Source organism: Daejeonella sp. (genome assembly GCF_044232565.1).
GTDB lineage: Bacteria > Bacteroidota > Bacteroidia > Sphingobacteriales > Sphingobacteriaceae > Daejeonella.
Window position 1 is genome coordinate 1 of record NZ_JBIILQ010000049.1, and the last position, 13,557, is coordinate 13,557.

The window sequence follows — 13,557 nt, forward strand, 5'->3', positions numbered from 1 at the left end:
AAAACAAATACCAAAATTATAGCAGTAATTGTCCTTTTAGGTTTGACTTCTCCATATATGCAGCTGTTCTACCTGATAAAAACAAGGATGCTAAACCCTGCTGGATTGATATTTATTACCCCCAGTTTAATGGACGAGTGCATTTGAGCTATCAATCTTTTAGCAATAGAAAGCAGTTTGATGCCTTGGTTGAAGATGCGCGAACTTTTGCTTTTAAGCATACGGTGAAGGCTACCGCCATTGATGAGGCTATAATTTCTTATCCCGAAAAAAAGGTTTATGGCATTTATTACTCAATTGATGGCAATACGGCTTCGTCTGTCCAGTTTTTCCTGACCGATAGCACCAAAAATTATTTGCGTGGCGCCTTATATTTCAATGAACAGCCTCGTTTAGATTCCATTCAACCGGTACTAGATTTTATAAAAAAAGATATCGATCACATGATAAAAACGTTTTCTTGGCAAAAATAGGAGAGCTTTACGCTATCATTTTCTCTTTTTTTCTTTCCATTTCTAATTCTTATATCCTTAAATTAATCTCCATAAATCTTGATCCCCATATTCTAGCTCCTATTGTATAGAATTTGGTAACTTTATACTATGATCCAAATCAAGTCGTTCGCATTTAACCCTTATCAGGAAAATACCTATATCCTTTTTGATGATACTTTGGAATGTGTCATTATCGATCCCGGAATGTATACAGGAGAGGAGCAAAATGAATTTTTAAAATTCATTTCCGATAAAAAACTGAAGCCAGTTTTGCTATTGAACACACATTGCCATATAGATCATGTTTTAGGGAACAAATTTGTATTTGACACTTACGGACTATTGCCCCAATTCCATAAGGGTGAAGAAATTGTCCTAAATTCAGTTGTTTCTTATGCTCCACAAATGGGAATTCAATACGAAATTTCGCCACTTCCTGAGCTGTATTTATCAGATAGTGGAACAATCAAATTTGGTGAATCCGAGCTTGATATCATCTTTGCACCCGGTCATTCGCCCGCACATTTATGTTTTTACTGTCAGGAGGATGGCTTTTTAATTGGAGGCGATGTACTTTTTTATCGTAGCATCGGCCGTACTGATCTTCCAGGGGGGAATCATGAGCTTTTAATAAAAAACATTCGTGAAAAATTGTTTTCATTACCTGATCAATGTCGCGTTTACCCTGGTCACGGACCAGCCACTAGCATTGGTTTTGAAAAGCAGCATAATCCCTTTTTAAAATAAAATTATTAATTCTTAATCAATTCTTAATTAACATTGAACACATCTTACTACATCGCCAAAAGGTATCTCTTTTCGAAGAAATCGGTCAATGCGATCAATTTCATCTCTGGGATTTCCATGCTTGGTGTCTTTGTAGGTAGTGCGGCCCTAATCATCATTCTTTCAGTATTTAATGGCTTTGAAACCATTGTGCTCTCCATGTACAATACGTTTAGTCCGGAGTTGCGCATTGAAGTTCTAAAAGGTAAAACCTTTGATCCTGGGACAAGTGCATTTTTGAATCTAAGGAAGGATGTACGAACCATCAGTTATACTGAAGTGCTACAAGAAAAAGCATTAATTAGATACGGTGAATCCCAATCGATTGCCACAATAAAGGGCGTTAGTGAAGGTTTTACAAAAAATAAATCAGCGCTCGACTCAGCCATTTCTAGTGGTAGTTTTATGCTTCATTCTTCCGGCCAAGACATGGCAGTAATTGGCTATGCGCTACAAAATTTATTATCGGTAAACCTCGATAATGAATTTCAAAGCCTGGAGATATTCTCTCCCCGAAAGGGTGCTTCCAACTCGTTTAATCCTGCCGATGAATTCAACATTCGCTTTATTCACCCCTCTGGTGTATTTACGGCACAGCAGGAGTTTGATCATACCATGATTGTGCCCATCCGATTTGCGCGTGAATTAATGGGTGAGAATAAGTTGGTCTCCTATATTGAGATAAATGCCGCAAAAGGAGTTGATATTAACGATTTTCAGGAAGATATTGAGAAATTATTGGGAAAAGATTACGTAGTGAAAAATCGCAGTCAGCAGAATGAATTGCTCTATAAAATCCTAAATTCGGAGAAGTGGGCTATTTTTTTGATCCTTACCTTTGTTCTCATCATTGCCATTTTCAATATCATTGGCTCTCTAACCATGCTGGTGATTGATAAACGAAAGGATATTGCTATTTTAACTAGCTTGGGAGCCGATAAGAGCTTGGTTCGAGGTATTTTTTTTATCGAGGGAATGATGATCTCTATGCTCGGCTGTATTGCCGGTATGACTGTGGGATTGATATTTATTCTCTTGCAGCAGCAATTTGGCTTTATTAGCATGGGTGGTGCAAATATGATGATTGATACTTACCCGGTGGCAATCAAGGTTTTTGATTTTATACTCGTTTTTGGTACTGTTCTGCTTGTTTCTGTCATTGCTTCGGCAATTTCTTCACGATTAAGTGTGAAGAATGTTGGGAATTTGAAAGAGGATTTGTAGAGTTATTTATCACTGGTGATCTGGACTAATTCAGATTAAAAAAAATCATTCCTGGCGATCCTTCTCCACCGCTGAGTTCATAATTCCAAAAATAGTTCATATCAAATAAACCAGTTATTCACTCCTGTTCAAAGAGTTTTTTCTAGTACAACATAAACCGTATCCCCTTATTAAACACATAATTTTTTCTTTCACCTTTTCGCTTTTGACTTTCACCTTATCGCTTTTTGCTTTCACCTTTTAACTTTCGCATGTCGCGTTCCAGCAATTTAACTAAAATGAAAATTTAAAAGGATCGTTCTCGTGCCAAATACATCTTTTCCGGTTTTCTGTAGGATATTCTGTTTATTAAAAAAGACTTTTAGAAATATGCTTTTTTTTCAAACAATTAATTCGGCAAATGACAGGTATATGCTGTTATTCTGAAAACAACAAGTACTACTTGAATGTGCTGCAAAAATTGGAAGTAAAGAATGGGCGGAGGCGGTCAAAGAATTATGGAAAAGAATGGAGGAAATTGAGAAGAAGAAATAAAAATGGGCTATAACAGCACCTACCCAAAAGGTGCGATTTCGTTTTCCAAAGGCAGTTTTATGGTTAATGGAACATTAGTTTTTAAAATCAAGTTTTGTGGTAAAAGTCCCGCCCTTCGGGTAGCCGCAAACCGTTATAGGCAGTGGTTGGACGGACGTTCCAATGATCAACTGTCTGGAGAGTTTCCATCGAGTATAAAATTGATTTTTTGGCACAACATTATTTCATCATTGTTCAGTTTAATTACAAAGTCTACAGATAATTTAATGATCTTCAGAATCGGTAACAAATACCGTTCATCCTTCAAATCATACCGTTAAATAAGTTTAATTCAAAAAATACTTTGTGTCAGTTATGTTAGTTCATAATCAACCAATACAATTTGGGCGGATTGCTGTTTTTTATATTTTATAGAATTAAACTCTAAACTAAAAAATTTACTTGTGGAGAAAAACCACCATCTCTCATTCCCATTCCGATACATGGATATGAACAGGAAAAAGTTTCTAACTTTGTTTTTGTTAATTCTCATCTCGCTGATGATGATAAAATGTTCTAAAGAAGACCATGGTCCATTTCTAAGTCTGACTTCCAGTCAAAAGGAGATGCAGATGTCACCTAGGTTAATTAAAGAGAATTATTATAAGCTGAAGTTGGATACAGGCTTTAAGGCTAATTCAGAAAAAGGAATTTCTTGGACTCCGGATTGGGAAAATCCAGACATTCGAAAAGTTAATGACAGCGTTTCGTATTTTTATTTTAAATTTAAAGGTAGTGTCCAACGGGATGGAAAAATAGTGGCCATCACCGAAATGAACGCCGCCACTTTTCTAATGGTTAAAAACGGAAAAGAGTTTTATCGTGCATTTTACCAAAGTTCTACTGTGAATAGTAAAAACTCAGTTCCTGAATATAATAAGCTAGAGATGCAAACTTATACAGGGAGCTTGATTCTCTCGAATTTGGAGAGTAAACGACATTACATGCTGGAATATACCAACGGTCAATTAAATGATTCATACAGAAAACAAGGCAATAAGACTAAACAAACAAATTAATGTCTATACCGGGTTCTGTATCTTCGTGGGAAACGCAATGCTATACGACAATAGCCCACTGTACTTATATCTCAGATGGTTACAGTAGGTGCGGTGGTGAAATAATAGTTTTATATAGCGCATCTTGTTATGCGCCTCAAGGATGGTGTGGGAATCAGTTTTCCCTAACTGATTACATGGAAGTAGATATTTGTCAGGGCATTTGGTTTCCAGACCCTCCGACTGACTCCGGCGGTGGTGGTGGCAGCGCTGGCGGCACTGAAGAGGAAGAATATGGTTACTATGATGGCAATGACTACAACGATTCTGATGATAACACTGATTGGTCAGGACCAACGCAGTTAATACCATCAACTTTCACGCTCGAGAATGGACAAATCGTAAATATAATTTTTGGATCAACAAAAGATAATGGTATCATTGTCTCGGCAAACCAGCCAGTTGCTACCAGATTAGTAGATGCGTTGAAAGCCGCATTGAATTTAGCAAGCTCTAGTGTAACAATACACCAATTATATATAAAGGCAACAACTAATGGACGCCATGGTCCAAACAGCAACCACCCTAGGCAAATAGCTGTTGATATTTCTAAAATAAATGGATCTTATGTATTAGCATTAGGTCCTAACAATCAATTGGTTGTTGCATTACAAAATGCTTTTGAGAATGTGCCAAACAGGCGGGAGAACTTCGGACCCGCATTTGAACGTAAATGGGGCCAGCATTGGCCAGTTGGAGGTCATGATAACTACTTACATTTTTCTGTAGACGGAAACTAATATTATGAAAAAATTAATCTTAATCCCCTGCTTGCTCTTTGCATCGATGAGCTTTTGTCAATCAATTAATGTCACCAAAATTACTCAGATAGAAATAGTCAAGTTGATTGGCTCAATTGAAAGTTATAAGCCTTTTGCTGGAAGGCAACTATACCTGAGTACATTTATAACTTCGAACGGATCAGGAAGTGCGAATATGCCAGAGACAGATGAGACTTCGTTCAACATATTATTATGTGTAGCTCACTATGATCAACAACCAGATTATAAATTATTTTCGATTGGTCCATTTTTATATCCTAAGATCATCGAAAATCGTGATTCTGGTGACTCTATAATTGTTGTAATACAGCATTTTGATGGCCTTAAAAAGAAAAAAACTGAGATTATAGTAACAGAAACCAATGTCAAATTGGTACCATAGGTTTTTTACAGAGAGAGAATTTGTTTTAACAATATTCTCTCTCTTTTGCATTTGACTTATTCTTCCTCGTCTATTTAATATCTGTTAAGTTTCCAGCGATTATTAACGTTGATTTTGCGGTAAAACATTAATTCGCTGTTTTATAGTTTAAGCACTATGCTAAACTGTACCAACAGATCGAATTATAAATATCTGTTTGGTACCAGATAATTTTTCACGTAATCCTCAATACCATCTTCCAGGTTGTAAAAATCCTGACTATACCCAATGGAGCGTAGTTTATTCATATTCGCTTCGGTGAAGTATTGGTATTTTTCGCGGATATCTTCGGGTGTGGGTACAAATGAAATATCAGGTTCTTTGTTTGAGGCATTAAACGTGCTCTTAGCCAGATCGAGGAAGGTTCTAGCCTTGCCTGTCCCTAAGTTATAAATACCAGAATCTTTGCGATGGTGCATCATAAAGTATAAAACATTGACTACATCTTTGATATATACAAAATCGCGCATTTGCTCGCCATCCTTAAAATCAGGATTGTGTGATTGGAACAGTTTCATGGATCCTGTTTTTTGAATCTGATTGAAGGTGTGGAAAATAACAGAGGCCATTCTACCTTTGTGGTATTCATTGGGACCATAAACATTAAAGAATTTCAATCCCGACCAGAAATAAGGCATTCTTTCCTGTTCTAAGGCCCAAATATCGAATTCATTTTTTGAGTCGCCATAAGGGTTTAAGGGCTTTAACATCGGTATTTTAGTTTCATCATCCTCATAACCCAGCTCTCCTAGTCCGTAAGTTGCTGCAGATGAAGCATATACTAAGGGTAATCCAAATTCTGTACAGATATTCCAAATGCTCTTTGTATAATCTAGGTTGAGGCGGTTCAGCAGCACGCGATCCATTTCAGTGGTATCGGTACGGGCACCAATATGAAATACAAATTGCACATGCAAGTGGTTTTCACCTAGCCAAGCTGGAAAAACATCACGCTCCACTTTGCTAGCAAACTTTTTGCCTTCAAAATTTTTATTTTTGATCTCATTCGAGAAATCATCAACGAGTATCAGGTCATAATAACCCTCATCATTTAGTTTTTGAATTAAACAACTACCAATAAATCCTGCTGCTCCTGTTATGATGATCATATTTAAAAATGAATGTTTACAATTATAAGAATAAGTTTTGTTTGGTTTCAGGGATGATTCCTAGTTTGTGTGCTTCCTTAAAGAAGGTCTCGACGGCTTTACGACCAACATCGCCTAAATCGAGCGAAAATTTATTGACATACAATTCTATATGCTTGTTAATCACATCTTTACTCATTTCTTGTGAAAGTGAGCAGATAAAATCCATTCCCTCAAGGGGGTGTTCAAATGCATATTGAACACTTCGTTTAATGATGCGGTTAACTTTTTGTTTTATTTCTTCGGGGAGATTTCTTTTGATCATAATACCACCTAAGGGAATAGGTCCTTGCGTTAGATCCTCCCAAAACTCACCAAGATCAATAATCTTTTTCAGGCCTTTCTCCTGATAGGTGAAGCGATTTTCATGGATAATCACACCCATGTCGATCTGATGTTTCAATAAAGCGGATTCAATTTCAAAAAATTTCATCTCGATCTTATTCTTTGCTTCAGGGAATGCCAGGCTTAATAGAAAATTGGCGGTGGTATACTTACCGGGGATACCAATGCTGAGTTCTGAGGACTGAATTTTGAGATTTTCGTAGCCATCAGTTGATGTATATTCTTCATTCTCGCAAATGAGTAATGGGCCTACTCCAAAACCTAGGGCACTTCCGGCATGGAGCAACACATATTTTTCAGTCAGATAGGCGTAGGCATGGTAGCTCAGTTTGGTGATGTCGAGTTCTGCACTGAAAGCCTTTTGGTTTAGTGTTTCCACATCCTCATAAAACACCTCAAATTCTAAACCTTCAGTGTCAATTTTTTGATGAATTAGCGCATCGAAAATAAAGGTATCGTTTGGGCATGGTGAAAAACCTAGGCTTAATTTCATGACTCGAAAAGCTTTATTAAAGTATCATTTAATGATTTTATAGCTAGTTCGATTTGCCAATTTTCACGATTACGTCGTTCCACAACATTAGAAATAGCGCGAATCTGCAGGCAGGAAGTTTTTGTCTGCTCACAGACATAGAAAAATGCTGCACCTTCCATACTTTCAATGTCGGGGCTAAACAGAGCTACTACTTTGGCAATAGATTTTTCGTTCCCATGGATTTTATTAACCGTTATTGCCTTCACTGACTTTAAATTAGTCAGTTTTGGGAATAGAAGGTCAGGCTTAGCAAAATAGGTGCTTCTGCCTAATCCAAGTGTTTCTATGCTTAAAAACTCTTCCCCATCTTCAGCACCAAGCTCCACAAGACTATCCTCATTCACTTGGCAAACATCGCCAAGTTTAAGTTCAGGAATGAAACTTCCTGCAATACCAACATTGATGGCGAGGTCGAAAGGATGTTCGCTGAGAGCTTTTCCAACTGAGAATGCCGTAGCTACCATCCCAACTCCACCGATTAATACCTTTACTTGATACCGGCCAAAACTTTTATTGTAGGGCAGCAGGTTTCTGAATGAGAAATGTGTTAAAAATGGTTCTATCTCGGCCTTTGTAGCGGCAACAAGTAGTATTTTCATTGTGCAATTTACGTAATTCGCTTGATTTGTTATTAAGGCATATTTTTGTTTCAGTATATTTGTATTCTAATTGATGAAAAATGATTTATATAACTCGAAAAGAGAAGTTTAATGCCGCACACAAGCTATTCAGGGAAGAATGGAGTGATGAAAAAAACCTAGAAACTTTCGGAAAATGCTCAAATCCCAATTGGCATGGTCATAATTATGAGTTGTTTGTAACGGTTAAGGGTGAAATTAATCCGCTAACAGGTTTTGTAATTGATTTGAAAGAGTTAAAACGAATTATTAGATTGTATGTTACGGATGTAATTGATCATAGAAATATTAATCTTGATGTAGCCTTTATGAAAGGTAAAATGGCCTCAACAGAGGTGCTCGCTGTTACTATTTTTGAGGTTTTAAAAACTCATATTAATGATCAGTTTGCCACCTTACATTCGGTGAAACTATTTGAAACCGAGAATAATTTTGTTGAATATTTTGGCTAAATCCAAAAACAATTGATAGCATAAATGCAAGATAACAAGCACTCCTCGGAAGAAAAAATAAATGGTTACACAAAAATCGACCATTATGATCCCGCAAAGATTGAACGTATTGCAGCCCATTACAAGGAAATATTAGTTGAGTTGGGTGAAGATCCCGCTCGTGAGGGGCTGCTTCAAACGCCCGTTCGTGTGGCTAAGGCTTTACAGTTTTTAACCCATGGATACGATGCTAAACCGGAGGATATTCTTCGTAGCGCGATGTTTAAGGAGGATTACAATCAGATGGTTGTTGTCAAGGATATTGAAGTATTTTCCATGTGCGAACATCACATGCTTCCATTTTTCGGAAAAGCTCATATCGCTTACATTCCGAATGGTCATATTGTTGGATTGAGTAAGATTCCACGTGTGGTTGATGCTTTCGCACGTCGTTTACAGGTGCAGGAGCGTTTAACCAATGAGATACGCGACTGCATTCAAGAAACCCTAGATGCAGCTGGTGTGGCCGTGGTTATTGAGTGCAAGCATTTATGCATGTCGATGCGTGGAATACAGAAACAAAATTCAGTGACCACCACTTCAGCATTTACAGGTGCTTTTGTCAATGAAACAACACGTAAAGAATTTTTAAGATTGATTACTGCAAGCTTAATTTAGGCTCGTTTTTTCATACGTTAAACTATAAGATTAATAAATATGAAATCATACATATTCCCGGGGCAAGGCGCCCAATTTATAGGCATGGGAAAAGATCTTTATGATCATTCTTCAAGTGCTAAAGACTTATTTGAACGTGCAAACGAGATTTTAGGGTTTAGAATTACTGATATCATGTTTTCGGGAACAGACGAAGATTTGAAGCAGACCAATGTAACGCAGCCTGCTATCTTTCTACATTCTGTTATTTTAGGAAAAGAGCTCAAAAGCAGTTTCAAACCAGATATGGTTGCCGGGCATTCTTTGGGCGAATTTTCTGCTTTAGTGGCTGCGGAAGCCTTATCGTTTGAAGACGGATTACGTTTGGTAAGTGCTCGCGCCAATGCCATGCAAAAGGCTTGTGAAATTCAACCATCTACCATGGCTGCTATCCTTGGTTTGGATGATTTTACTGTAGAAGATATTTGTCAGCGTGTAAGCGATGTGGTTGTGCCAGCAAACTATAACTGTCCGGGGCAGCTCGTAATTTCTGGAAGTATTGAGGGTGTAAACAAAGCATGTGAACTGTTGCTTGCAGCAGGCGCAAAGCGGGCTTTGAAACTTAATGTAGGTGGTGCTTTCCATTCACCATTAATGGAACTTGCTCGTGTTGAACTTCAGGCAGCTATTGAGAATACCGAAATAAAGGAACCTATTTGTCCCATTTATCAAAATATTGATGCCAAGCCATATAGGGATGTGCCAAGCATTAAACATAATTTAATTGCACAACTGACTGGTGCGGTGCGTTGGACACAAACCATAGAAAAAATGCTTCATGATGGTGCTACTTCTTTCATTGAAGTGGGTCCTGGAAATGTATTGCAGGGGCTTGTAAAAAAGGTAGACCGCACGGTAGAGACCTCAGGCGCTACATTATAGCTCTAAAGGATGTTTTATGTACCTTCTCTTTAGGGTATGTGATTCAGAATTTTAATTAAAAAATCATTCATGAGCGGAAATTTTAAAATTCGTTTTCTTCTGCTTATGCTCGCAATTGGCTTTGCTGGCACTGCCCTGACTATTAATTACACTATTCAGAAGGAAGAAATCCTAACTCTTGAGGCCCGTAAAGTGGAGCGGCGGCTTCAAAAAAAGGAGGAGTTGTTACGAAATTTACTTGGTGATGCATCATTTCGTGATTCACTTAAAAATATCCAAACAAATGAAGAGTGGGCACGTTACTTAATCTCTGAATTCAGTCTGAAGAGGAATATCTTCATTAATACCTATGAAAAAGGCCGTCTTGTTTTTTTAGGTGGGATACAAATTGCGCCCGATTCCGACCGACTGTTTAAAGAGGGAAGTAGTTTCATTCGTCAAGGGAATGGTTATTTCGAAGTTATTAAGAGGTCATGGGGTGATTTTTCTGTACTCTGTTTCATCCCCATAAAATCTGAGTATCCCTACCAAAATGAATATCTACGTAATGATTTTGCAAAAGATTTGTTGGCTTCCAATAGTCTTGAAATTGCAAGCTTAGAGGATAAAGAAGTTTATAATATCCGTAATTTGGATGGGAAGTACCTGCTTTCAGTCAAATTAAAATCGAATACCTCGCCCTCCTTTTACCTAGCAACAGAATTGCTAATGTGGGTTTTATCGATTTTATTCTTTTTAATATTTATAACAAGCCTATGTATTTCGATTGCAGACAAGGGCTATGTTAAATGGGCTATCCTGCTTTTAATTAGCATTTTGATAGGGTTGCGCCTTCTCGATCTTGAGTTTAGATATTTTAGTAGAAGTTTTGAATTGGAAATTTTTAATCCTCAATATTTTGCATCTAATTATTTCTTTCCTTCAATTGGTGAGTTTCTATTAAATATTTTAGCAATTACGTGGATTTTAGCCTTTATTTATGCTTACCGTTTTCAAATATTAAAAACGCAATCATCTCTTAATAAATTTTTTAGCTATATAATTTTTATTGCCTTGGGCATTTTTGTGTGCCTTGTCACATTTTTTACCAATGAATTATTTTACGGATTAATCACTAATTCCAATATTAACTTTGAGGTTGGTGATATTTTAAATTCAGGCTGGTTGAATTACTTAGGCTTAGTGATTTTCTGTCTAGCTATTTTCAATCTATTTTTATTAATTACTTCAGCCTTTGCCATTAGTTTGGCATTAAGTATTAGCACGAGGGAGCGTTTACTCGTTTTTGGCCTTGGTTTGGTGGCTGCATTGATTTATCGCTTGTTTTATAGCGATTTTACCATTTTTTTCCTGCTTTTTGCCCTCATTTTGCTTATTGTTGGAGTCTCATTTCATCAGTATGATGGGCGCTTAACTAGTGGAAATCTGATTGTTTGCCTTCTTATTTTTTCCTTAATGGGCTCCATGAAGCTTTCGAGGTTTCAATCATTAAAAGAGCGAGAGAGTCGTAAGTTGCTGGCTTCTAAGCTAGAGTCTTCTACTGATCCTAATGCAGTATTGCTTTTTTTAAGCTTAGAAAAAGAAATCCTATCTGATCAATTTGTTATCGATAATTTTAAAAACCCACTATCTAGTCATAATGCCCTAGAAACTCGATTGATGAAACTTTATTTGGCGGGTTACCTCTCCAAGTATGATTTTGAAGCGTATGAGTATGATACCAACGATCGATTTTTGAAAGGTGACCGGAAAATTGCCCTGTCAAATTTTAAAAATTCGGTTCTTAAAGGTTCTTTTAAGGTCTCAGATTATTTTTATCAGCGGAATAATACGTTCGGCTTTCAGCAATATTTTGCGTTAATACCTATAAAAGATGAAGAAAATCAGGTTGGCACACTGGTTTTAGAACTTAATTCGAAGCGATTAGCAGAAGTAGGGGCTTTCCCTGAGTTGCTAGTAGATGGCAAAATAAGAGATGATTTAAAGATTGATGATTATTCGTATGCATATTATAAGGATAATCGTTTGTTAAATCAGCAGGGTAAGTACGTTTACAACCTAAGAAATTATGATTTTATCGGCAAGACTGGCAAATTTTTATTTGAAAATAAATCCGATAATGGGCGTCAGTATAACCATTTAATTTTTCAGCCAAATTCGCGAAGGCTTATTGTGGTAAGTATGGAGCGGAGTACGATACTCGATCAGCTTGCATCAGTTTCTTTTATCTTTTTGACCTTTCTATTCTTTGCAATCTTTTTGAGTGTAATTCGATGGCTTTGGTATGCAATGCTTCACTACCACCTTAGTTGGCGCAACTTTGGATGGAACTTTCTTATTGTTAGCAATAGAATGCTTTATAAAACCCGAATTCAGGTATCTATGGTTTTCGCTGTGGTAGTTACCTTGGTAATAACTGGAATTATCACTTTTTATAATATTAGTGGTCAGTATCGCGAGCAGCAAGAAGAATTTGTGCTGGATAAATTAAATAAGATTTCTTCGGGTGTAAATAAACAATTAGTGACTAATGGGTTTATTTCTGCGGATGAAAAGACGGAAATTGCGTTTAATAACTTTGCGGACATAAATGGTGTGGATCTTAATCTCTTTGATATGAATGGGCGATTGATTCTTTCTACGCAACCCAAAATTTATGAAAACGAGTTGATTGCGCCCAAAATGAATTCCTTATCCTATTTATATCTTAATAGGCTCCAGAAGTCGGAATACATTAATACTGAACGAATTGGCGATCTTTCATTTATTGTGGCTTATGTTCCAATTAGGAATAGTAGCAATGAGGAAATTGCCTATTTGGGTTTACCCTACTTCTCAAATGAGAAGGATTATGAAGAGCGTATAGGAGTATTTTTAAATGCTTTGATAAACGTATATGCTTTAGTATTTGTTGCAATTGGCTTTTTTGCAGTATTTGTTGCCAATAGAATTACTAGTCCGCTAAGCCTTATACAAAAAAGCTTGCGTGAAACAAAAATTGGACGTAAAAATGAACCTATTTTATGGAAGCGTAACGACGAAATTGGCAGCTTGGTTAGTGAGTACAATAATATGATTGCAGCATTGGAGGAGAGTGCTCAAAAGCTGGCTATATCGGAGCGGGAGACCGCTTGGCGTGAAATGGCCCAGCAGGTAGCTCATGAAATTAAAAATCCACTAACTCCCCTTAAATTAGGTATACAGCTTCTTGAAAGATCTTGGAGGGAGAAAGATCCAAACTTTGACGAAAAATTTGAGCGCTTTAATAAGTCCTTCATCGAGCAAATTGAAAGTCTGGCACACATTGCATCCGAGTTCTCGAGTTTTGCAAAAATGCCTGAAGCCGTTTTCGAGCGAGTAAATGTGAAGGAAATTATTGAGCAATCAATCGTTCTTTATCGACAATCGGATCATACCTCCATTATTCTGGAAGAAATGAGTGGCATTGAACCTCTAATTAAAGGAGATAAGGATCAGCTTTTGAGATGCTTTAATAATCTAATTAAGAACTCAATCGAAGCAC

General features: G+C 37.0%; 14 protein-coding genes. 11 read left to right on the plus strand and 3 right to left on the minus strand.

Going from position 1 to position 13,557, the window contains the following annotated elements; all coding sequences use genetic code 11:
• The 7 genes from ACILQF_RS04545 to ACILQF_RS04575 all read left to right on the plus strand — a co-directional run.
• A partial coding sequence (locus tag ACILQF_RS04545; RefSeq protein ID WP_395626227.1) for a gliding motility lipoprotein GldD occupies positions 1 to 473 on the plus strand: 473 nt, incomplete at its 5' end.
• 129 nt (positions 474 to 602) lie between these two features.
• Positions 603 to 1,241, plus strand: coding sequence for an MBL fold metallo-hydrolase (locus tag ACILQF_RS04550; RefSeq protein ID WP_395626228.1), 639 nt, complete (start codon positions 603 to 605; stop codon positions 1,239 to 1,241).
• Positions 1,242 to 1,274: 33 nt separating this feature from the next.
• Positions 1,275 to 2,504, plus strand: a complete 1,230-nt coding sequence (locus ACILQF_RS04555; RefSeq protein ID WP_395626229.1) for an FtsX-like permease family protein — start codon at positions 1,275 to 1,277, stop codon at positions 2,502 to 2,504.
• 536 nt (positions 2,505 to 3,040) lie between these two features.
• A complete protein-coding gene (locus ACILQF_RS04560) occupies positions 3,041 to 3,358 on the plus strand; it encodes a hypothetical protein (protein ID WP_395626230.1) in 318 nt (105 codons plus the stop codon).
• Between the two features lie 219 nt (positions 3,359 to 3,577).
• Positions 3,578 to 4,096 carry a hypothetical protein gene (locus tag ACILQF_RS04565; protein WP_395626231.1) on the plus strand — a complete coding sequence of 173 codons (519 nt, stop codon included), beginning with the start codon at positions 3,578 to 3,580 and terminating at the stop codon, positions 4,094 to 4,096.
• Positions 4,096 to 4,875, plus strand: coding sequence for a hypothetical protein (locus ACILQF_RS04570; protein ID WP_395626232.1), 780 nt, complete (start codon positions 4,096 to 4,098; stop codon positions 4,873 to 4,875). The genes ACILQF_RS04565 and ACILQF_RS04570 overlap by 1 nt, the downstream gene beginning before the upstream one ends.
• 46 nt (positions 4,876 to 4,921) lie before the next feature.
• Positions 4,922 to 5,299, plus strand: coding sequence for a hypothetical protein (locus ACILQF_RS04575; RefSeq protein ID WP_395626233.1), 378 nt, complete (start codon positions 4,922 to 4,924; stop codon positions 5,297 to 5,299).
• Between the two features lie 182 nt (positions 5,300 to 5,481).
• Here ACILQF_RS04575 and rfaD read toward each other — a convergent pair whose 3' ends face one another.
• From rfaD to mqnB, 3 genes are read right to left on the minus strand one after another with little or no spacing between them, the layout of a single operon-like run.
• The gene (gene rfaD, locus ACILQF_RS04580; RefSeq protein ID WP_395626234.1) at positions 5,482 to 6,447 is read right to left on the minus strand and encodes an ADP-glyceromanno-heptose 6-epimerase; all 966 of its coding nucleotides are present in this window, start codon (positions 6,445 to 6,447) and stop codon (positions 5,482 to 5,484) included.
• Between the two features lie 22 nt (positions 6,448 to 6,469).
• The gene (locus tag ACILQF_RS04585; protein ID WP_395626235.1) at positions 6,470 to 7,324 is read right to left on the minus strand and encodes a 1,4-dihydroxy-6-naphthoate synthase; all 855 of its coding nucleotides are present in this window, start codon (positions 7,322 to 7,324) and stop codon (positions 6,470 to 6,472) included.
• Entirely contained in the window at positions 7,321 to 7,965 is a 645-nt protein-coding gene (gene mqnB / locus ACILQF_RS04590; RefSeq protein WP_395626236.1) for a futalosine hydrolase, read from the minus strand. Before mqnB ends, ACILQF_RS04585 begins: the two co-directional genes overlap by 4 nt.
• A gap of 80 nt (positions 7,966 to 8,045) precedes the next feature.
• Between mqnB and ACILQF_RS04595 the strand changes: the two genes are divergently transcribed.
• From ACILQF_RS04595 to ACILQF_RS04610, 4 genes are all read left to right on the plus strand, one after another.
• The gene (locus ACILQF_RS04595) at positions 8,046 to 8,456 is read left to right on the plus strand and encodes a 6-pyruvoyl trahydropterin synthase family protein (RefSeq protein WP_395626237.1); all 411 of its coding nucleotides are present in this window, start codon (positions 8,046 to 8,048) and stop codon (positions 8,454 to 8,456) included.
• A 24-nt stretch (positions 8,457 to 8,480) separates the two neighbouring features.
• Positions 8,481 to 9,113: a GTP cyclohydrolase I FolE gene (folE, locus tag ACILQF_RS04600; protein WP_395626238.1), complete on the plus strand. Its 633-nt coding sequence runs from the start codon at positions 8,481 to 8,483 to the stop codon at positions 9,111 to 9,113.
• Between the two features lie 39 nt (positions 9,114 to 9,152).
• Positions 9,153 to 10,034, plus strand: coding sequence for an ACP S-malonyltransferase (gene fabD / locus ACILQF_RS04605; protein ID WP_395626239.1), 882 nt, complete (start codon positions 9,153 to 9,155; stop codon positions 10,032 to 10,034).
• A gap of 69 nt (positions 10,035 to 10,103) precedes the next feature.
• Positions 10,104 to 13,557, plus strand: a 3,454-nt coding sequence (locus ACILQF_RS04610) for a histidine kinase dimerization/phospho-acceptor domain-containing protein (RefSeq protein ID WP_395626240.1), incomplete at its 3' end; no start/stop codon positions are given.

Bases quoted from the DNA above. Each gene is read 5' to 3' on its own strand.
- ACILQF_RS04550 (WP_395626228.1), top strand. From the start codon at position 603: ATGATCCAAATCAAGTCGTTCGCATTTAACCCTTATCAGGAAAATACC.
- ACILQF_RS04560 (WP_395626230.1), top strand. From the start codon at position 3,041: ATGGGCTATAACAGCACCTACCCAAAAGGTGCGATTTCGTTTTCCAAA.
- ACILQF_RS04565 (WP_395626231.1), top strand. From the start codon at position 3,578: ATGATGATAAAATGTTCTAAAGAAGACCATGGTCCATTTCTAAGTCTG.
- ACILQF_RS04570 (WP_395626232.1), top strand. From the start codon at position 4,096: ATGTCTATACCGGGTTCTGTATCTTCGTGGGAAACGCAATGCTATACG.
- ACILQF_RS04575 (WP_395626233.1), top strand. From the start codon at position 4,922: ATGAGCTTTTGTCAATCAATTAATGTCACCAAAATTACTCAGATAGAA.
- rfaD (WP_395626234.1), bottom strand. From the start codon at position 6,447: ATGATCATCATAACAGGAGCAGCAGGATTTATTGGTAGTTGTTTAATT.
- ACILQF_RS04585 (WP_395626235.1), bottom strand. From the start codon at position 7,324: ATGAAATTAAGCCTAGGTTTTTCACCATGCCCAAACGATACCTTTATT.
- mqnB (WP_395626236.1), bottom strand. From the start codon at position 7,965: ATGAAAATACTACTTGTTGCCGCTACAAAGGCCGAGATAGAACCATTT.
- ACILQF_RS04595 (WP_395626237.1), top strand. From the start codon at position 8,046: ATGATTTATATAACTCGAAAAGAGAAGTTTAATGCCGCACACAAGCTA.
- folE (WP_395626238.1), top strand. From the start codon at position 8,481: ATGCAAGATAACAAGCACTCCTCGGAAGAAAAAATAAATGGTTACACA.
- fabD (WP_395626239.1), top strand. From the start codon at position 9,153: ATGAAATCATACATATTCCCGGGGCAAGGCGCCCAATTTATAGGCATG.